At 40.6% G+C, this 19,154-nt stretch carries 18 protein-coding genes; 8 read left to right on the forward strand and 10 right to left on the reverse strand.

Features of this window, described 5'->3' with window-relative positions:
* Window positions 1-25: 25 nt before the first annotated feature.
* Window positions 26-1,699 carry a dihydroxy-acid dehydratase gene (gene ilvD, locus CYP54_RS00860; RefSeq protein ID WP_103603822.1) on the reverse strand — a complete coding sequence of 558 codons (1,674 nt, stop codon included), beginning with the start codon at window positions 1,697-1,699 and terminating at the stop codon, window positions 26-28.
* Window positions 1,700-2,017: 318 nt separating this feature from the next.
* Here ilvD and CYP54_RS10040 point away from each other — a divergent pair, with 318 nt between their 5' ends.
* Both CYP54_RS10040 and CYP54_RS00865 read left to right on the forward strand, forming a co-directional pair.
* A complete protein-coding gene (locus CYP54_RS10040) occupies window positions 2,018-2,146 on the forward strand; it encodes a hypothetical protein (protein WP_258031873.1) in 129 nt (42 codons plus the stop codon).
* A gap of 75 nt (window positions 2,147-2,221) precedes the next feature.
* On the forward strand, window positions 2,222-2,572 hold the full coding sequence (locus CYP54_RS00865; protein WP_103603823.1) for a hypothetical protein: 351 nt from the start codon (window positions 2,222-2,224) through the stop codon (window positions 2,570-2,572).
* 35 nt (window positions 2,573-2,607) lie between these two features.
* On the opposite strand, the gene CYP54_RS00870 is transcribed toward CYP54_RS00865, so the two are convergent.
* From CYP54_RS00870 to CYP54_RS00885, 4 genes are all read right to left on the reverse strand, one after another.
* Window positions 2,608-4,377: an aryl-sulfate sulfotransferase gene (locus CYP54_RS00870; protein ID WP_103603824.1), complete on the reverse strand. Its 1,770-nt coding sequence runs from the start codon at window positions 4,375-4,377 to the stop codon at window positions 2,608-2,610.
* Between the two features lie 265 nt (window positions 4,378-4,642).
* A complete protein-coding gene (locus tag CYP54_RS00875) occupies window positions 4,643-5,767 on the reverse strand; it encodes a cytochrome d ubiquinol oxidase subunit II (protein WP_103603825.1) in 1,125 nt (374 codons plus the stop codon).
* Window positions 5,760-7,295: a cytochrome ubiquinol oxidase subunit I gene (locus CYP54_RS00880; protein WP_103603826.1), complete on the reverse strand. Its 1,536-nt coding sequence runs from the start codon at window positions 7,293-7,295 to the stop codon at window positions 5,760-5,762. Before CYP54_RS00880 ends, CYP54_RS00875 begins: the two co-directional genes overlap by 8 nt.
* A 1-nt stretch (window position 7,296) precedes the next feature.
* Window positions 7,297-7,512, reverse strand: a complete 216-nt coding sequence (locus tag CYP54_RS00885) for a DUF4492 domain-containing protein (protein ID WP_103603827.1) — start codon at window positions 7,510-7,512, stop codon at window positions 7,297-7,299.
* Between the two features lie 126 nt (window positions 7,513-7,638).
* Between CYP54_RS00885 and pyrG the strand changes: the two genes are divergently transcribed.
* The 6 genes from pyrG (at window position 7,639) to CYP54_RS00910 (ending at window position 14,929) form a co-directional block, all read left to right on the forward strand.
* A complete protein-coding gene (pyrG, locus tag CYP54_RS00890; RefSeq protein ID WP_103603828.1) occupies window positions 7,639-9,273 on the forward strand; it encodes a CTP synthase in 1,635 nt (544 codons plus the stop codon).
* A gap of 105 nt (window positions 9,274-9,378) precedes the next feature.
* Window positions 9,379-9,930 (forward strand): NAD(P)H-dependent oxidoreductase, encoded by a 552-nt coding sequence (locus CYP54_RS00895; protein WP_103603829.1) that lies wholly within the window; start codon window positions 9,379-9,381, stop codon window positions 9,928-9,930.
* 351 nt (window positions 9,931-10,281) lie between these two features.
* Complete coding sequence (recJ, locus tag CYP54_RS00900; protein ID WP_103603830.1) at window positions 10,282-11,856, forward strand: single-stranded-DNA-specific exonuclease RecJ; 1,575 nt, start codon at window positions 10,282-10,284, stop codon at window positions 11,854-11,856.
* 228 nt (window positions 11,857-12,084) lie between these two features.
* Window positions 12,085-13,356, forward strand: a complete 1,272-nt coding sequence (locus CYP54_RS09780) for a TonB-dependent receptor plug domain-containing protein (RefSeq protein ID WP_181001483.1) — start codon at window positions 12,085-12,087, stop codon at window positions 13,354-13,356.
* On the forward strand, window positions 13,344-14,081 hold the full coding sequence (locus tag CYP54_RS09785) for a TonB-dependent receptor domain-containing protein (RefSeq protein ID WP_181001485.1): 738 nt from the start codon (window positions 13,344-13,346) through the stop codon (window positions 14,079-14,081). The genes CYP54_RS09780 and CYP54_RS09785 overlap by 13 nt, the downstream gene beginning before the upstream one ends.
* A 263-nt stretch (window positions 14,082-14,344) precedes the next feature.
* Entirely contained in the window at window positions 14,345-14,929 is a 585-nt protein-coding gene (locus CYP54_RS00910; RefSeq protein WP_072595254.1) for a hypothetical protein, read from the forward strand.
* A gap of 36 nt (window positions 14,930-14,965) precedes the next feature.
* Here the strand turns inward: CYP54_RS00910 and CYP54_RS00915 are convergent, their stop codons facing one another.
* From CYP54_RS00915 to CYP54_RS00935, 5 genes are read right to left on the reverse strand one after another with little or no spacing between them, the layout of a single operon-like run.
* Complete coding sequence (locus tag CYP54_RS00915; protein WP_103603831.1) at window positions 14,966-15,598, reverse strand: protein-L-isoaspartate(D-aspartate) O-methyltransferase; 633 nt, start codon at window positions 15,596-15,598, stop codon at window positions 14,966-14,968.
* 60 nt (window positions 15,599-15,658) lie between these two features.
* Window positions 15,659-16,426, reverse strand: coding sequence for a carbon-nitrogen hydrolase family protein (locus CYP54_RS00920; RefSeq protein WP_103603832.1), 768 nt, complete (start codon window positions 16,424-16,426; stop codon window positions 15,659-15,661).
* Window positions 16,427-16,918 carry a hypothetical protein gene (locus CYP54_RS00925; RefSeq protein WP_103603833.1) on the reverse strand — a complete coding sequence of 164 codons (492 nt, stop codon included), beginning with the start codon at window positions 16,916-16,918 and terminating at the stop codon, window positions 16,427-16,429.
* Window positions 16,908-17,930, reverse strand: coding sequence for a ribonucleotide-diphosphate reductase subunit beta (locus CYP54_RS00930; protein WP_009494790.1), 1,023 nt, complete (start codon window positions 17,928-17,930; stop codon window positions 16,908-16,910). The genes CYP54_RS00925 and CYP54_RS00930 overlap by 11 nt, the downstream gene beginning before the upstream one ends.
* 39 nt (window positions 17,931-17,969) lie before the next feature.
* Entirely contained in the window at window positions 17,970-19,124 is a 1,155-nt protein-coding gene (locus tag CYP54_RS00935; protein WP_103603834.1) for a PepSY-associated TM helix domain-containing protein, read from the reverse strand.
* Window positions 19,125-19,154 lie beyond the last annotated feature (30 nt).

Raw genomic sequence — 19,154 nt, forward strand, 5'->3', positions numbered from 1 at the left:
TACTCCTTGCTTTTGTAATAAATTTTTATGCTTCTAGCACTGCTCCGTTGCTTGCGTTTGTAACTAGTTTGCGGTATTGCCTTAGCCAGCGAGAGGTTAGCGCTTTATCAACTGGTTTAAATTCTGCTCTTCTCTTTGCGATCTCAGCCTCGCTTAGGCGAACATTTATCTCGTATTTATCGACGTCTATATCGATGATGTCGCCGTCTCGTAGTAAGCCTATCATGCCGCCCTCGGCTGCTTCTGGGCTTACGTGGCCGATGCTTAGACCTCTTGTCGCCCCGCTAAAGCGACCATCTGTGATGAGCGCTACGTCTGCGCCAAGGCCTCGTCCCATGATGAGTGAAGTAGGGCTTAGCATCTCTTGCATACCAGGGCCTCCGCGCGGGCCTTCGTAGCGGATGACGACGACATCGCCTTTATCTACCTTACCGCTTGAGATGCCAGCTATGGCTTCATCTTGTGAGTTAAAGCAGACCGCTTTACCGCTAAATTTACGCTCGCCAACGATACCAGCTGTCTTGATGACACAGCCTTGCTCAGCTAAATTTCCAAACAAAATGGCAAGTCCGCCAACTTGTGAATAGGCATTTTCTACTTTGTGAATGATACTTTCATCTTTGATGTCACTTATCTTTACGCGCTCGCCAAGCGTTTCGCCGCTAACTGTTAGGTTGTCTAAATTTAGCATGCCGTTGTCTCTGCGTGAAATTTCCTTTATCACCGCATTCATGCCACCAGCTCTGCCGACGTCCTCCATATGCACGTTTGGCAAACTTGGGCTGATCTTAGCGATGTGAGCGATGTTTTGGCTGATCTTATTTAGCTCTTTTATGTCTAAATTTACTCCAGCTTCTCTTGAGATAGCTAGCATGTGAAGGACGGTGTTGCTGCTACCACCCATCGCCATATCAACAATAAGTGCGTTGCGGATCGCTTTTTCATTTAGTATGTTTCTTATCTTAAATTTCTCATCAAGTGCGATCTCGCAGATCCTGCGAGCAGCTTGCCTGATGAGCTCTTCGCGCTCTGGAGTTAGCGCTAGGATAGTACCGTTGCCAGGGAGTGCTATGCCCATCGCTTCACAAAGCGTGTTCATAGAATTTGCTGTAAACATACCACTACAGCTACCACCGCTTGGACATGCGTTGCACTCGATATCTTTTAGCTCAGCCTCATCTATCTCTTTGGTCTCAAATTTACCAACCGCCTCAAATGCAGTCGCAAGGTCAATTGGCTTGCCATCTTTTGTGTAGCCTTTTTTCATAGGGCCACCGCTTACAAACACGGTCGGTACATTTACTCTTAAAGCACCCATAACCATGCCAGGGACGATCTTGTCGCAGTTTGGCATACAAACAAGTGCGTCAAGTGCATGAGCGTTCATCACGGTTTCTATCGAGTTTGCGATGATCTCGCGGCTAGGCAAGCTATATAGCATGCCGCCATGCCCCATCGCGATGCCGTCATCCACGCCGATGCAGTTAAACTCAAATGGAATACAGCCATTTTTGCGAATTTCATCTTTTAAAATTTGTGCGTATTTGTTTAAGAAAAAGTGCCCAGGTATGATCTCTATAAAGCTGTTTGCAACGCCGATGAAGGGTTTAGCAAAGTCATCGTCTTTTAGCCCAGTCGCACGTAAAAGTGAGCGGTGTGGGGCTCTTGTGTAGCCTTTTTTGATTATGTCGCTTCTCAAATTTGATCCTTTTTTAAAATTTGAGAGGATTTTATCACATATAAAGTATCAAAGATTTTAAAAAATTTTTACAAATTTAAAAATTTTTTTATTACATAAATAACACATTAAATTTTTAAAATTTATCCAAAAAGAATGAGCTAAATAGCTATGAAATTTCGGTAATTTTAATCAAAGCAGTATGCAAAATAATAACGTAAAAATATTATCAATGTGTTATAAATATTGATTTATAGGGCTTTATTGTACCTTGGTACAATTTACAAGACCTATGAAAATTTATACAATGCGATAAAATTTTTTAACAAGGATGAAAAAATGATCGTAAAAATAGAGGGCATAAAAGTGATGCCAATGCAAACTAAAATTTTAAACTCTGGCACAAATTTTTATGAAAATAACTTCACAAATACAACTTTAATTTTTCCTTTTTACGCAAAGAAGTAAAACAACTTCTAATCTCCAAAACAAGAGCGATTTAGCTTTTATTTTAAATTTAATTTATAGTTAAGAGAGTTTTATATGCAAAGTGAAAAAACAGAAATTTTACTTGATGAAGTGAATGAAACAATAGATTCTATATTTAGAACCTGTAATAAAAATGGTGGAACAAAGAAAGCTTTGGAAAATAGAAAGCTAAATAAAGAAATTTTGAAAGATAAATTTGCATCGATCTTTTTAAAATTTGACCAGATAGACGATGATAATTTTAAAAGCATAGTTCTTGCAAGTGATGAGACAAAAGAGCTAAGCGATATGGTAAAAGCATTCGAAGCGGATAAAGATATAGACTTGCCAGAACTAGAGCGAGCGATAAATTTTAACCTTACTAGAATCAAAGAAGCAATCTATAAATTTCAAAACAACAACTAAAAGCTGGTGCGAGAAAAATCTCACACCAGATACTGCTAATAACTAAATACCTCCGGATCAATAACCATCGCCCTATAAGCAACATCATCTCTTGAGGCAGAGTCCACATCCATCTCAAATTTGATCTCATTTGTCTTTGGATCGATCTCGACTAAGACCATTTTGATAGTCTTGTCAGGACGGAGTAAATTTACATTTGAGCTTGAGATGAAGTAGGTATTTTTATCCTTTTGCCACTCGACGTTGCTAGTGACTGCGCTATAAAAGTCAAAGCCACGCTCTTTGCCAAACTGCCAAGTTTGTTCAACCGTACCCTTTTTCTCATCTATCTTGTACTCAACAGCACGGGAGTATTTATCCTCTTTAAAGGCTGGCTGCTCCATGCCCCTTGCGTCGCCATTGTCAAATACGCTTAGGTGTTTTATACTACCTTTGTTGTCGTATCTTGGCGTTAGCCATGCAGTGTGCTGAGTCCATGACCAGTCAAATTCGCCCTCGCATTTTGAGTTTTCGCATTTTATCTTATTGCCTTTGCTATCGACTGGAGTTAGCACTTTGGCTTTAAATTCTTCACTCCAGCCCTCAGGCGAAGCTAATATCCATTTTACTTTCTTGTCACGTCCTATCTTTACGATGCCTTGGTGGCGAAGCGAGAGGATAATGCTATCGTCGCTCTCATCGTATGAGATAGAATTTACGTGAGCCCAGTTTCTGCCTGTGCCAGTAGAGGTGATGTCGCCAAATGGCTGATCGTCGCTTATCTTTATCTCCTTTGCGTCCATGTCGATGTTTAGGCAAACAGCTCTAGCATCAAGCGCTTTTATGAGGTTACTGCGGTAGACGTTGTTACCAAAAATTTCATTTAGATCCCACTCTTCGACCACTTTACCGGTGCTATCGACCTCGATGATGTGATCTCTTATGGTGTGAGAAATTTTGCCGTCTTTATGATGGTAGTTGTATTTGCCAACTCTAAGAAGTGCGTGATCATCCTTTAATGGCATAACTTCGTGGCTTAGATCGATATAGCCTCTTGGAAGTGGGCGGTTGTAAATTTCTCTGCCCATGAGGTCGTATCTAAGATATCTTTGTGCCATGCCAAAGCTGATATCGCCATTTTTGAGCTGATGAAAGCCCATCATCATACCCCCATCCATCACTCTGCGCTCGCTGCGGTCGTAAAATTTCTGATAGTCAAGGTACCATCTGACTTCGCCTTTAGTATCTACGATGTAGTTTTCAGTAAAGTCGTTCCAACTAGCAGCTCCGCCATTTTTCCAATCAAGCGGTTTATAGACGCTTGTGATCGTATTATTTATGAGATAGAGCCTATTTTTAAAGGCAGGATCGACCTTTTTGACGCGAGTCTTTTGCATGTGAGAAAATCTAAAATCACGGCTATATGTGACGATAGGCTGGGCATAAATTTTATATGTTTCTACCTTTTTAGCTCCGTTAAACGTGTAGCTTACGACTACTTCATTTAGATAGTCAGGGTAAAGTCCCCAAATAGGCACACCATCATGCGTAAGCAAAGCATGCTCTGAGACATTGTAGTCGATGTCGATGCCGCCATCTGGCTTGCCTTTTACTTTGACGTGGATATCTTTGATGTCTTTGCCAGCTCTATCGATGATAGCAGTTAGAGGCGATACGTCGTAAGGGTTTATAAAGACTGATCCAAGCTCGCCTTGAACCTTTACGTGATGAGCCAGGACTCCAGCCTCTAGTGGTGTGATACCTACACTAAGACCACTAACCAAAACAGCCGCAAGGGCAACAGAACCTAAGAAATTCTTGCTCATTTTCGCTCCTTTAATAAAATTTAATGATATCTTACTACCCAAATTTCACACAGAACTAACGCTTATATGAAAAGTGGCTTAAATAAATTTATAAAGAAGTCGTTTTAAAGAGTAAAAATAAAAAGAAGAATTTAGGAGCAAATGCCCCTAAATTTTAGTTATTTGCGTCAAATTTCTTAAGAGAAAAAAGAACAAATTTGTAGCTAATAAATAGCGTCATTGGCCAAAGTATCAAAAAAATTCCTGCTTCTAACATCTTTTATCCTTAGTATGCGTGATGATCGTTTTTGATCTCATCTTGTGTGATCTTCTTGCTATCTATCGCTCGCCAAACAACGATGATATAAGCAAGCACTACTGGCACTAGCAAGCTAACATAGGCCATAACGCCAAGTGTGTAGTGGCTAGAGCTTGCATTTTTGATAGTTAGCGAGCTAGCAAGGTCGCTAAATGATGGATAAAATGCTGTGCCATTTAGACCGGTTATCAAAAATAGTGCAGTCACGGCTAGCGTAACGCCAAGGCCGTAAGCAAAAATTCCACGAATGCTTTTTGTAAATACTCCTTGGAAAATTCCAACAAGTACCAAAAGAACGCCAACAAGTAGTAGCGCGCCAACGATAGGCATCTCGATCAAATTTATAGCGTATTTGTAAGGTACAAGGCTAACTACGCCATTTGCGTCATATGCAAAGCCGTCTTTTGTAAGTATCCAAGCAAGAAAGCCTAGGAAAAACGGCAAGAATAGCACGGTATTAACAAGCAGTTGCTTTCTGGCGTTTTGTATAAATTCGCCATCAGCGATGTTGTTCATAAGATATAAGCAGCCACCTACGCGAGATAGGAAAAACATCGCTATGCCAAGTAAGTACAAGTAAGGATTTGCCAAAGCTTCAAGACCGCGAAATGGAGTCTTCCACTCGACAAAGTTGTGCTCATTTAGCACAAAGTCACTGCCACTAAAAAATGTACTAACCGCCATGCCGATAAGAATAACGCCAAGTGAGCCATTTATGAAAAGGAAAATTTCATAAGTTCTAGCGCCTAAGAAGTTATCAGGCTTTTTGCGGTACTCGTAGCTTACAGCTTGGATGATAAAGCAAAATAAAATAGCCAGCCAAACCCAGTAAGCGCCACCAAAACTCGTAGCGTAAAATAGCGGGAACGCCGCAAAGCACGCGCCTCCAAACATAACAAGCGTCGTAAATGTAAGCTCCCATTTTCTACCGATAGAATTTATGAGCATATCTTTTTTAAGCTCGTCCTTGCCAAGGCTAAAGATGAGCGACTGGCCGCCTTGAACAAACATCATAAAGACTAAAAGTCCGCTAAGAAGGCTAACTATAAACCACCAATAAATTTGTAAATTTTCTAAGCTTAAACTATGCATGGTCGTTAAATCCTATCTTTATTTGCTTAAGCATGATTTTGATCTCAGCAATTAACAAGACCGTAAATAAAACAGCAAATAATATAAATGAAATTTTCACATTTGAGTCAGATAAATTTGTAGCTCCTACGCCAACGGTCATGAGATCTTGTATCACCCATGGCTGACGGCCGACCTCTGCTACTATCCAGCCAGCCTCAGCTGCGATGTAGCCAAGCGGTATGGTAAAGAGGCAGATCCACAAAAACACTCTTATGTTTTCAAATTTATATTTTCTTGAAAGATTTAGATAGAGCGTAATAGCAAAAAGAGCTATAAAATATGTACCAAGTGCTACCATGATATGGAAGCTATAAAATGTAAGCGCAACTGGCGGTACAGCTTCTTTTGCGTCTTTAAGATAGCCGTATCCTAAGAAATTTAGGTTGCTTTCTAAATTTGAAAGCGAAGTTTTCATTAGGCTCTCGTCATTTGCTTTTTTGGCTTCTTTGTAGTTTTTAAGAGCTTCGATAGCTACTTTACCTTTTGCCATCTTCTCTTCTACGCTCATTATGCCGTGCTCGCTATTGCCATAAAGTATGTCATCAATGCCTGGTGTAAATGAGTCAAGCTCTCTGTTTGCCATGATGCCAAGTGCATAAGGTACTTTTATCTCAAGTAAAAATTGATCAATGTCATCGCCAAGCTTTTTAGCTGGGTTTAAAATACCAGCAGCAACTAGACCAGCGTTTTTCTCGCCTTTATAAAGTCCCTCCATCGCAGCAAGCTTCATAGGCTGCTTTTGAGCTACAAAATATGCGCTTTCATCGCCGCTAAGTAGTAAAAATGCCGATGTGATAAGTCCAAATGCGCTAGCAACGACGATACTTTTTTTAGCTAGTAAGATGTGGCGTTTTTTGATTAAAAACCAAGCAGAAATTCCTATCACAAAAAGAGCTGAGATAGTGTAGCCACTAGTTACTGTGTGTAAAAATTTGCTAATGCCAAGTGGATTTAGCGCAACTTCGAAGAAATTTTCCATCTCCATTCTAGCGGTATCTGGGTTAAATTTCATGCCGATTGGGTACTGCATCCATCCATTTGCGATTAAGATCCAAAGTGCGCTTAAATTTGAACCGATCGCAACAAGCCATGTTGAAAGTAGATGAAATTTCTTGCTAACCTTATCCCAGCCAAAAAACATAATGGCAAAAAATGTACTCTCCATGAAAAATGCGAGTAAGCCCTCGATCGCAAGTGGAGCGCCAAATATATCGCCGACAAACCAGCTATAGTTTGCCCAGTTTGTACCAAACTCAAATTCCATGATGATGCCAGTAGCCACACCGATAGCGAAATTTATACCAAAGAGCTTTAGCCAAAATTTCGTTATCTCAAGCCATGTTTTATCGCCAGTTTTGACATATATCGTCTCCATGATAGCGATGATAAAACTTAGTCCCAGAGTAAGCGGGACAAACAAAAAATGGTAAATGGCGGTTAGCGCAAACTGTGCCCTAGACCAGTCGACAAAATCCATCTCAGACATTTTATTCCTTTATTAAATTACGAATTACAAATTCGCTTTTTTCTTCGTCGGTTTGAAATTTGGTATTTAGAGTCTCGTTAAAGATGAAGGCTTTTAAAATTCCAAACATGATGATAAGCTTTATTATTATGAGAAGCCATAATTTTTTGCCTATTTTCATGTTTTTAAAGCCGTCTATATATAAAGAGGCGATGTTTTTTAAGCAGTTTTTAATCATGATGTCGAAGTCTATAACAAAAAAACTTAAAGAATAATTTTTAAAATTTGCAAGATTAATGCCTTACTAAATATTTAAGGGGTATAATCGGCAGATTAAAAAATAACTAAAGTTAAGGAAATTTTGATGGCAAAAGAGACGAAGTATATTTTTATCACAGGCGGCGTTTTAAGCTCACTTGGAAAAGGCATCGCAGCTGCGTCTATCGCGACATTACTTAAAAATTCTGGCTTAAAGGTGAGCGTTTTAAAAGCTGACCCATATATCAACGTAGATCCAGGCACGATGAGCCCACTAGAACACGGCGAAGTCTTCGTCACAGACGATGGCGCTGAAACAGACCTAGACCTTGGTCACTACGAGAGATTTTTAGATGAGAGCCTAAGTCAGGACAATAACTTCACAACAGGTAGAGTTTATAGCTCGGTTATCGAAAAAGAGCGCCGTGGTGACTACCTTGGAAAGACTATACAAGTGATCCCTCACATCGTTGGCGAGATCGTTGATCGTATCAAAAAAGCGGGCGAGGGCAAAGATGTGCTAATAGTTGAGATCGGCGGAACCGTTGGCGACATCGAGGGCTTGCCATTTTTAGAGGCGATAAGGGCACTAAGAGTAGAAGTTGGCAAAAAAAGAGCGCTAAATATCCACCTAACACTCGTGCCATTTATCAAAGTAGCTGGCGAGCTAAAGACAAAGCCAACTCAGCATAGCGTTGGCGAGCTAAGACGCATCGGCATAACCCCAGATATCATCATCTGCAGATCTGAAATGCCACTAAACCGCGAGCTAAAAGATAAGATCGCAGCAAGCTGTGGTGTGGAGAAAAACTGCGTTATAGAGAGCTTAGACAGCGCAAGTATCTATCAAATTCCACTTTCATTTTTAAAGCAAGATATATTAACGCCAATCGCTGAAAATTTAGGCTTTGGTGAGCTAAAACCAGACATGGCAAACTGGGATAGTCTAGTAAAAAGGATAATCGCTCCAACAAATGAAACTACAATAGCATTTGTGGGTAAATATATCGATCTAAAAGAGAGCTACAAGAGCCTAACCGAGGGCATCATCCACGCTGGAGCAAATTTGGATGCTAGGGTAAATTTACGCTGGATAGATAGCGAAAAGATAGAAGAGAATAATGTAAATGAGCTTTTAAAGGACGTAGATGGCATCTTGGTCGCTGGCGGCTTTGGCGAAAGAGGCGTTTTAGGCAAGATGCAGGCTATAAAATTTGCTCGTGAAAATAAGATCCCTTATCTTGGAATTTGCCTTGGTATGCAGCTAGCGATGATCGAGTTTGCAAGGGATGTTTTGGGCTTAGAAGATGCAAATTCTATGGAGTTTAACAAAGAGTGTAAAAATCCTATCATATATCTAATAGATAGCTTCATCGACGCTCATGGCAAAAAACAGATAAGAACGCACACAAGCCCGCTTGGCGGCACGATGAGGCTAGGTGCTTATAACTGCGACATCAAGCCAAAGACGCTTTTAGCTGAAATTTATGGCAACGCAAAGAGTGTAAAAGAGCGCCACCGCCACCGCTACGAGGCAAATCCAAAATATAAAGAGACCTTTGAAAAGGCTGGTCTAATAGTAAGTGGCGAAAGCGACGGACTAGTAGAGGCTATCGAGCTAAAAGGCCATCCGTGGTTTGTAGGCGTGCAGTGTCACCCTGAATTTACTAGCCGCTTAACTAGACCAAACCCTGTGATATTAGGCTTTATAAAGGCAAGTTTAGAAAACGTCAAATCTTAAATTTAGAGCCATCTGGCTCTAAAAATTCTTTTAAATTTTTTGCTGTTTTATTAAATTATTTGTCAAGTAAATCCCACTACTTGCCATAAATTTTTAAGGACAAAAATGAAAACTCTAATCATCTTAGCCCACCCTGACATCCAAAACTCGGTCATAAACAAACGCCTGCTACAAGAGGCTCTCAAAGAGCCGCAGCGCTTTAGCGTCCATGATTTGACGCGGGTTTACGGGGGCGGCGACATCGACGCCGCGCGCGAGCAAGAGCTCATCAGAGCCCACGACGCCCTCGTTTTGCAGTTTCCGCTTCACAACTTCTCCTGCCCTCCGATTTTAAAATCGTGGATCGACGCGGTGATGACGCACGGCTTTGCCTATGGGCGCGGTTCAAACGGCATAGCGGGGCGCAAGGTGGCGCTAGCCGTGACCGCAGGCATCAAAAAGAGCGACTACTGCCCGCAAGGACGCTATCATTTTAGCTTGCGCGAGGTTCTTACGCCGTTTGAGCTTGCGTTCAAATACTATTTTCGCGCCGATTACCGTGACTTTTTCGCATTTTACGGCGCCGAAGAGACTCCGGGCGTGGACTACGTATCAAGCAAGGACGATTTAGAGCGCGGCGCTAGAGAATACGCGGAGTTTTTGAGAAATTTGGAATAAATTTTTACAAAAATGGTTTAAATTCTCTAGCATAAGCCATTTAAAAATTTATAAATTTGATTGTATAAATTTTGCTAATACTTACCATTTTTGGTGTGCCAAATTTGTAAAGACTATCAATTTAACAAAGCTTTTAAGCTTGCCATGAGCCCTAAAATCTTACTTTCATTTAAAATTATAAGAAATTAAATTTCAAAAAGATATAATCCAAGCATTCAAAATAAAGACGAAAGATTGCGATGAAAAATAAGTATTTTTATAGCCAAATTTTTGGCAATATGGGTATAAATTTAAGTGAACAAGTGGCATTAAATAAAGTTGGCAAGTTATTCAAAAATTCTTGCCAAAACCATGCTAAATAAAGAGGATATAAGGAATTTACTAGCACATAGATTTTGTAACGACGTTCACAAAAAACTTAGTGAAATTCCAACACCAAGTGCCTTAAAAGATATCTATAAGGGTGCCAACCGTATAAAAGAAGCGATCGAGAAAAACGAGCGCATAGCCATTGTAGGCGATTATGATGTTGATGGTGTTGTTTCGAGCGTGATTTTAGCTGAGTTTTTTGATGATCTTGGCGTAAAAGACTACCTAGTAAAAATTCCAAATAGATTTAAAGACGGATATGGGCTAAATCCTGAGATAATAGACGAACTCTCAGCTGATGTAAGCTTGATTATCACCGTTGATAACGGTATCTCTGCAAACGATGCGGCCATTATCTGTAAAGAAAAAGGTATCGATCTTATTATTACTGATCATCACATGCCTCCAGCTGTTCTCCCAGAAGCTTATGCGATCATTAACCCAAAACAAGAAGACTGCAACTTCCCAAATATTGAAATTTGTGGCGCTGAGGTCGCTTGGTATTTGGTCGGAGCGTTAAAGGATGTTTTTGGGCTAAATTACGATATGAGCAAATTTCTAGAGCTTTTAGCTATCGCGATAATCGCCGATATGATGGAGCTAAGAGATATGAATAGAATGCTTGTTCGTCTTGGCATTTGTAAGCTAAATGCGTCTAAGCGTTCCGCATTTCACGCTATAAAAGAGTTTTATGGTAAGGAAAAATTTGAGTGTGATGATATTAGCTTTCTTATAGCCCCACTTATAAATTCAGCTGGGCGCATGGACGATGCGATGAATTCATTTGACTTTTTGCGTGCAAAGAGCATCGAAGAGGCTTACAACTACCTTGATACCATTATCGAATTTAACAACTCCAGAAAAGAGGAAGAGCGCCAACTCTTTGAATGCTCGCTAAAGGACGTAAAAGAAGATGATGAAGTCATTATCACTTGGGGTGAGCAGTGGCATGAGGGTGTGATAGGCATCGTAGCTAGCCGCCTAGCAAAGCACTTTGCAAAGCCAGCTATCGTCTTTAGCATCGATAAAGGCCGTGCAAAAGGTAGTGCTAGAAGCATTGGTAAGCTTGATATCTTATCTCTCATAGCAAGCCACGAAAATTTACTAACAAGCTACGGCGGTCACAAAGGAGCGGCTGGACTTACACTTGCGCCTGAAAATTTGGTGAAATTTAAAGAAGCAATAAATAAAAGTTGCTCATGCCTAAATATGCAAGATTGCAAAAGCTCAGACGAGCTACTTGGCGATATAATGCCAAGCGAGATAGACTTTGAGCTGCTTGAAATTTTAGAATTTTATGAGCCGTATGGACAGAAGAATCCACGCCCAGTCTTTAAGATAAAAAATGCTCTTGTTAAAAACGAAAGACTTATAGGTAGAGATCAAAATCACTTAAAACTAATCTTGCAAAAAGACAACAAAACACTTGAGGCTCTATTTTTTAACTTTACGAAACACGCTAGAGTTGGCGAGATGATAGATATTATCTTTTGTATATCAAAAAATTCATTCCGCGGACTTGTTACTCCACAACTACTCATAAAAGAGATTTTATAAATTTTTATCTCGGTTTTATAATGCTAAAATTTTTAATAAAACCGAGATTGCTTCGGTTTTAATTCACCAAAATCGTTTCTTTATATATTTAATGCAGTCCGACTAAAATAATATTATTTGAGTAAAATTTCTGTATTGTAAAATTAATGTTATATAAATATTTATACTTTATTTAAGTTCATTTTTGCTTTAATTTTAATTTTAAATATTAATTTCATAGGACTAAACATGAAAATTTCTTACGTTTTAGCATTTGCTCTAGTACCAAATTTAATGCTTGGTGCTGAAGAAACGATAGACTTGGCTCCGGTTGCCGTTTCTGCAAAGATACAAAAGTCCATTCTTGACGAACCGACAAAGGCTCAAATAGTGGGCAAAGGTGCGATACTAGAAAACGGCGACATCGCTAAATCGCTTTTAAATTTGAGCGGCTTTACGATGGAGCGCAAGGGCGGAGGCGGCAGCGAGGTTTATTATCGTTCGCAGACGGCGGCCAGACTGCCGGTATTAATCGACGGTAGCACGCTAAACGGCGGTTGCGGTATGCGCATGGATACGCCCATCACTTACATCTCGGCGCAAAACTACAGCTCGGTTCGCATCGTAAAAGGTCCGCAAGACGTAAGATACGGCGCGCTCATTAGCGGCGGTATATTTTTCGATAGAGAGATAGCAAGGCTATCTAAACCGAGCTTCGGAGGAAACGTAAGCGTGCTGGGCGGTAGTTTTAGAAGATTTGAAACTGCCGCGGACGTAGCGGCGGGCAACGAGCTAGGTAGCTTGGAAATTTCTGGCGGACACTACCAGAGCGGCGATTATAAAAGTGGCGACGGACAGAAAATGCATACGCACTATAAACGCAACAGCGTCTCACTCGTGGGTACGCTAACGCCCACAGATACTACGGCCTTACAGTTAAGCGTGGATCTAGGCGATGGCGAAGCGGCGTATGCCGATAGGATGAGAGACGGCGTGCAGTTTGACCGCAAGTCTTTCGGACTAAAATTTGAACAAGACGTTGGCGAGCACAAGATCAGGCTAAGCTCGTACTATCATCAAATCGATCACATAATGGACAACTTCACCATGCGTCCGGTGGTGCCTGGCACGGGGCGCGGCAAGGGATATAGCATCAGTCACCCGATATGCGATATGTACGGCTTTAAGCTAGAAGGCGAGTTAAATTTCGATAATCTAACCAGCTTCATCGGCATGGGATATTCTCAAGATACGTTTAAATGGCGAGGCGCAGGAAGCGGTATGGCGGGCGTATCTAAAGCCGAAATGGACTCCGCCGTATCAAAGCCCCACGTAAAAGAGCGCAAGGTAACGTATAAAACTATATACACTCAAAACGAATACGTTCTTGAAAACGACTACGGGCTTTTTGGCGGACTTAGGCTGGACGCGGGCGAGAGAAAACTGTTAAAACGCATAAGAGCAGAAAAGAAAATTTATTCTCAGGCTTTTTTAGATACGAAAAATATCTGCAAAATTTAACGCTCTACGCAGGACTAGGCCACGCACAAAGGTTGCCAGATCACTGGGAAACGAGTAAAGACGATAATCTTAAGCTAAATAAAGAAAGAAACACGCAACTAGACTTTGGCGCCGTGCTAAAAGATAAAAACTACGAACTAAACGCAAATTTCTTTGTCTCTAAGATGGATGATTACATAATGATAAAATATAGTCCTATGGGCATGTCATCAAACGTATTTAATACCGATGCTTTACTATACGGCGGCGAGATCGAGGGCGATACGCTACTGGCCGATATATTTAGACTGGGTGCCGGCGTATCCTACGTCTACGGCAAGGTGACTAAAAAAGCGGGCGGCTTAAAAGACGGTGACGCATTGCCTAAGGTTTCTCCTCTAACGTTTAAACTAAGCGCCGGTCTAGAAAAGCCAGACTGGTTCGTCAAAGCCGACTTCTACGCTAACGCGTCGCAAAACCGCGCGCAAAAAGGCTACGGCGACGTGGGCGGCATGGACCTGGGCAAGAGCGATAGCTTTTGGACGCTGGGGCTAAGCGCGGGCTATAAATATAAAAATTATCAATTTTTGCTAGCGGCGGAAAATTTAAACGACGCCAAATACGCCTATCATAACTCAAAAGGCGGCTACGGCGGCGGTATCGCAGGCTATGAGACTATCCCGAACGGCACGAGGCTTTATGAGCCGGGCAGAAGCTTTTGGGCGAAATTTAAGATGCATTTTTAGGGCGTAACTTAATAAATTTGGCATGGCTGTGGGCTTAGGATTTGCCCTAAAGCTATGCTAAATTTAAGTATTTTTACTCTTATATTCTTAACAATACCCACGTTTACTATATTTACCATTAGTAATAAATTGGCACTTGGTATAAAATTTCTTATTAAATTTTAAAGCCAAAGGATGATTAAAATGGGGCTTTATTAAATTTGAATTTTATATAGATTAAAAGCTTAGATGTAAAAATCTCAGAAATTTTTTAAAGGAGAGGTATGAAAAATTTACTTGTAAAATCAAGCTTGATTCTAGCTTTGGTAAGCTCAGCAGCACTAGCTCAAGGTGCATTTGTTGGTGGTGAAGGTGATTATTCGTTTAACTCAAAAATCAAAACAAAAAACATAGCAAGTAGTGAGAAAAATAACTTCAAAAAAGGTCACTATGGTCTTGGCTTTTATGGCGGTTATGATTTTGACAGCTATAGAGCTTATGGTGGTTATTATTATGACTTTAAAGCTAGGAAAAATGCTGGTGAATCAGATGCAAAATGGAGTAAGCATAAATTTTTAGGCGGTGTTGATTATACGCCAAGCATCACTGAAAATTTTAAAGCCGTTCTTGGCGGATACACAGGTCTTGGCTACTTGAGCGTTAGAGAGAGATTTAATAACGAAACAAGTAAGAAAAATTTCAAAGGCTTGCTAGTTGGCGCAAAAGCGGGCGGCATCTACTCATTTGATGAACATAACGCGATCGAGTTTGGCTTAAAAGCTGATAAGACTTTTTATAAGAAAAATAGCGGAGCTCAGCTAAGAGATACGACTATAGGAATTTATACAGGCTATACTTATAAATTCTAACATTTAGGCAAGGCTTAGGCTTTGCCTTATTTTGAGCTACTCTCTACCCTCAAGAAGTGGCACAAAAAGGCACTCATCTAAGTACTCTTTTTCTAAATTTCCATCTTTATCTTTTTTAAATTTAGCGATAAATTGCTTGCCATCTTTTTTCATTGGAGCTACTAAAATTCCACCATTTTTAAGCTGCTTAAATAAATTTGGTGAGATCTCATCAGCAGCTGCCGAGAGCAAGATACGATCAAATGGTGCGTAGCTTCGCCAGCCATTGTTGCCGTCATCATATCTTACATGTACGTTCTTTATTTTTAGTGCCTCGAAGCGTTTTTTTGCCTCCATGGCTAGCTTTTCTATACGTTCGACGCTAAAAATTCTATGTGCAAGTTTGCTTAAAATAGCTGCTTGATAGCCACTGCCGCAGCCTATCTCTAGGATGTTATCCATATTTTCGCACTCTAGTGCCATCGTCATCTTTGCTACCGTTAGCGGCGAGCTGATCCACTGGTTACCAATGATTGGCTGCGCATCAAGCTTGTAAGCATGTGCAGTGATTGGTACAAAAATTTCGCGCTCGGTTGTTGATATCGCATCAAATAAAAGCGGACTTAGCATGATCTCGTCGGCTATATCGCTAGCCAAATTTTGGCATTTTATCGCTTCTAGTTGAGTCAAAATTTATATCCTAAATAAAAATTAAATCGTTATTATACGATTTAAAGCTTATCTTAAAATTTATAAAATCCCTAAATTTGTCTTGATCTCTTTTATTAAATTTGCATCAAATATCGTCTCTTTAACAAGTGTGCCATTTGGTAAAAATACTCCAGCAACTTCTAATGCAAGTGAGCTTGAGATCATGACGTAGCAGTTGTTTACAATGGCAAGCGCCTTACAAAGGCTAAGGTAGGCATCCTCTCTGGCCTTACCCCACATGGCAGGTACCATGATGATGTCACATCCTTTTAGCTTTGCCCAAAGCTTGCTATCGCGTAGTTCAAAACAGATTAGCACCCCAAGCTTTAGCCCTCTAAAATCAAATGCATTTATATCGCTCACATCGCCAGCGGCAAAAATTTCATGCTCTAAATTTGGCCTAAAAAGTTCGGCTTTAAATTGTGAATGAAAGACATTATTTGAGTTAAGAAGCAAAAATTGGTTATAAATTTTTGGCTGGTGCGGATTTAGATTTGAAATTTTAGCAAGGCCAGCACTTTTATTTAGGCTACTAAGGTGCGTAAAACCAAGAAATTTATCTGGGCTAAGCGCCTCTTGCAAGCGTTCAAGCAGCATTGCATCAAAGCTGCCTATCATGCCACCAAGCATTGCTTTGTTTGCCCCTGCGAAAAAGCCGTCGAAATCATATCCACTTATGCAAAGCTCGCTTGCAAGAATGAGTGAGTTTTCAGGCGCAGCCTCAACTAAAGTTGCAAGCTCTTCTAGGCGATCTGTTGCATTTTTTGCCTTTAAAGTTAGGCTTATTAGGTTTAAATTTTCGCTCATTTATTTTCCAAATACAAATATAGTTTGCTTTGGCGCATGGCAATTTTCCGGAATTCTAAAATCCATATCCGTCCCGCCAATTTCAGGCGTTGGCTTTAGCAAAACTGTTATGGCCGTAGTCTTGTTATCACGCTCTGAAAGCGGGTCGTTAAAGACCCAGACTTCATACGAAAACGAGGTTTTATCGTCAAAATATACCACTCTAGTCTCTTTTAGGTCGGCGGATTTAAAGTTACATACCCTATTTATCTGCTTTAAAACATCGACAAAAAGAGCCGACCCAATAGGCGCAAGGCTTGGCTGGATATCGCCAGCTGGCATGCTTTGGTAGATGATGGCATATTTGGTTTCGTCTGTTTTGACAAGTATGTAAGGGTTAAAACTATTTAATAGATCCTTATTTGTTATGTCAATCGCCCTCTGGCTGCTACTGCTCGCACACCCCACAAAAAGCACGCAAGCAAGGGCTAAGACGCCATTTTTAAAAGTCATCAAAGCTGATACTTCCCTTGCTGTAGTTTGTCACCTTTGCTTCAAAGAAATTTGACTTTTGGTCGTTAAATTTCGCAAAGTCATCGACCCATTTGATCGGATGAGCAACGTTGTATTTGCGTTTTAGGCCGATTGCAACTAGACGTTGATCTATGAGATAGTGGATGTACTGCTCGATGATATCGTCGGTAAAGCCCATTATTTGGTTTTGGGTGATGTATTTGCCCCATTTGATCTCTAAATTTCCAGCTTTTTCAAACATATCATAAATTTTCGCTTCAGTCTCAGGCGTGAAAAGGTCGGGTCTCTCTTTACGGACTGAATTTATCATGTTTTGAAACAAAAGCAGGTGCGTGATCTCGTCGCGTTGGATGAAGCGTATCATCTGCGCTGAGCCTAGCATCTTGCCAGCGCGAGCTAGAGCGTAGATCGCTGTAAAGCCGCTATAAAAGTAGATGCCCTCCAAAATTTGGTTCGCAACCATCGCAAGAAGTAGCTTCTCGTCAGTCACTTCTCCTGCAAGCTCCTCGTAGACACTTGAGATGTAGTCGTTTTTCTCACGCAAGACATCGTCGTGCTTCTCCATCTCGTAGATGAGGTCGGTGTTGTCACAGATCGCCTCGACCATGACAGCGTAAGACTTGCTGTGGTTTGCCTCTTCGTAGGCTTGGCGGCTTAGCACGGCGTTAATCTCTGGTGCGGTGATGTAAGGGTTGATGTTGTCAGCTAGGTTATTTGTCTGAAAGCTATCCATCGAGATGAGCTGGCTCCAGACGAGGTCGTACATGCGCTTTTCAGCCTCCGTGAGGTTGTAGGCGTAGTCACGCACGTCGTCTGTGGTGTCGACCTCTTTTGGAAACCAAGTGTTTGCTTCCATGAGGTCCCAAAGCTTTAACGCCCACTCGTATTTTGCCTTGGTGAAATTTAAAATGCCGTGTGGGTTGCCGTTAAAGACTCTTCTGTCGGTCAAATTTTCATTTGAACTTGGGTTGTAGATACGTTTTCTATTCATAAATTTCTCTCTTGTTTGTAGTAAAAATTTCTCAAAATCTTACCCAAAGCAAGGTAAAAATTTACTTTTATTTAGAGCCTTAGTCCTTTTTATGGTCATGAAAAAGCCAGTTATTATTAGTAAAACTGCGATCACACAAGAGATGGCAAAGACGACCTGACCAATCTCACCAAACATCTCTCCAGTGTGCAGGCTAAGTACTTTGCGACCAGCCTTTTTTGCCTCTGGGATGCTTTCACTTTTGCTAACAAGTTTATTCTCTTTGATCTTGCCAGCGCTAGCGTCAAGCTTTAGTTTGCCCACTTGACTCTCGCTTGTTTCGTAGTTTATAGTGTAGGTGCTTTGGTTGTTTTCAGGCACGTTTATCGTGAGCGATTTTAGCTCTAGTGTGACGTTATCCTTAAAAATTTGCTTCGCAGCCTCGATCTCTTTAAATTTCTCGTCGTTTATTGGGAGTAAATTTGATTGTGGTAGACTTTTTTTCATTGGAGCTGTTTTTAGGTCAAAAAATATACTATTTACACCGCTTCTGACCCATCCATAAGACCAGTAAAGTCCAGTTAGTGACATCACCACAAGTAAGATCGCTACGTAGGTGCCAAGGCTGGTGTGAAGGTTGTAGAAGCAGGCGTAGCCCTTTGCTTTTGGTTTAATTTTTAGTGAATTTAAGAAATTTCGCTTGATCGCCGGTGTGTAGAGGATGAGACCACTGATAGCAAGCAGAGCCATGATGATAGAGCTAATGGCAACTATTTGCTTGCCGATATTGGCTGGTACTTTACTGTCAAGTAAGGCAAGACCTAAATTTCTATGAAGACTTAAGATAATGATACGAAATTTCTCACCCCAGTCCTCGCTGATCACCTCACCACTTCTTGGATCTATGAAGAAATTTAATTGCTTTTTATCCTTTGTAATGCTTATACGATAAGCTTCATTTGCTCCACCTATTTGTAAGCTTTCAAGCGTATCAAATTGAATCTCACTTTTTGCTTTAGTTAGGAGTTCATTTAAACTTAAATTTTCTTTTTCACTAGGAACTAGGTTTATAAAATTTTTATTTATCGCACTTTTGATCTCTTCTCTATAAGACGCAAATGGTGCTGAAAGAGTCATGAATATTAGCGGAATAGCCGCAATTAGTCCAATTATTAGGTGGATGTTGAAAATGCTTTTTCCTCGTTTTAAAACCATTTTTTTCCTTTGATTTTTAATAGCGAATAT

The organism is Campylobacter concisus, from assembly GCF_002914005.1.
GTDB classification, from domain to species: domain Bacteria; phylum Campylobacterota; class Campylobacteria; order Campylobacterales; family Campylobacteraceae; genus Campylobacter_A; species Campylobacter_A concisus_N.

Bases quoted from the DNA above. Each gene is read 5' to 3' on its own strand.
- CYP54_RS00865 (WP_103603823.1), top strand. From the start codon at position 2,222: ATGCAAAGTGAAAAAACAGAAATTTTACTTGATGAAGTGAATGAAACA.
- CYP54_RS00895 (WP_103603829.1), top strand. From the start codon at position 9,379: ATGAAAACTCTAATCATCTTAGCCCACCCTGACATCCAAAACTCGGTC.
- CYP54_RS00920 (WP_103603832.1), bottom strand. From the start codon at position 16,426: ATGAGCGAAAATTTAAACCTAATAAGCCTAACTTTAAAGGCAAAAAAT.
- pyrG (WP_103603828.1), top strand. From the start codon at position 7,639: ATGGCAAAAGAGACGAAGTATATTTTTATCACAGGCGGCGTTTTAAGC.
- CYP54_RS00875 (WP_103603825.1), bottom strand. From the start codon at position 5,767: ATGCATAGTTTAAGCTTAGAAAATTTACAAATTTATTGGTGGTTTATA.
- CYP54_RS00870 (WP_103603824.1), bottom strand. From the start codon at position 4,377: ATGAGCAAGAATTTCTTAGGTTCTGTTGCCCTTGCGGCTGTTTTGGTT.
- CYP54_RS00935 (WP_103603834.1), bottom strand. From the start codon at position 19,124: ATGGTTTTAAAACGAGGAAAAAGCATTTTCAACATCCACCTAATAATT.
- CYP54_RS00925 (WP_103603833.1), bottom strand. From the start codon at position 16,918: ATGACTTTTAAAAATGGCGTCTTAGCCCTTGCTTGCGTGCTTTTTGTG.
- CYP54_RS00910 (WP_072595254.1), top strand. From the start codon at position 14,345: ATGAAAAATTTACTTGTAAAATCAAGCTTGATTCTAGCTTTGGTAAGC.
- CYP54_RS00930 (WP_009494790.1), bottom strand. From the start codon at position 17,930: ATGAATAGAAAACGTATCTACAACCCAAGTTCAAATGAAAATTTGACC.
- recJ (WP_103603830.1), top strand. From the start codon at position 10,282: ATGCTAAATAAAGAGGATATAAGGAATTTACTAGCACATAGATTTTGT.
- CYP54_RS09780 (WP_181001483.1), top strand. From the start codon at position 12,085: ATGAAAATTTCTTACGTTTTAGCATTTGCTCTAGTACCAAATTTAATG.
- CYP54_RS00880 (WP_103603826.1), bottom strand. From the start codon at position 7,295: ATGTCTGAGATGGATTTTGTCGACTGGTCTAGGGCACAGTTTGCGCTA.
- CYP54_RS10040 (WP_258031873.1), top strand. From the start codon at position 2,018: ATGATCGTAAAAATAGAGGGCATAAAAGTGATGCCAATGCAAACTAAA.
- CYP54_RS00885 (WP_103603827.1), bottom strand. From the start codon at position 7,512: ATGATTAAAAACTGCTTAAAAAACATCGCCTCTTTATATATAGACGGC.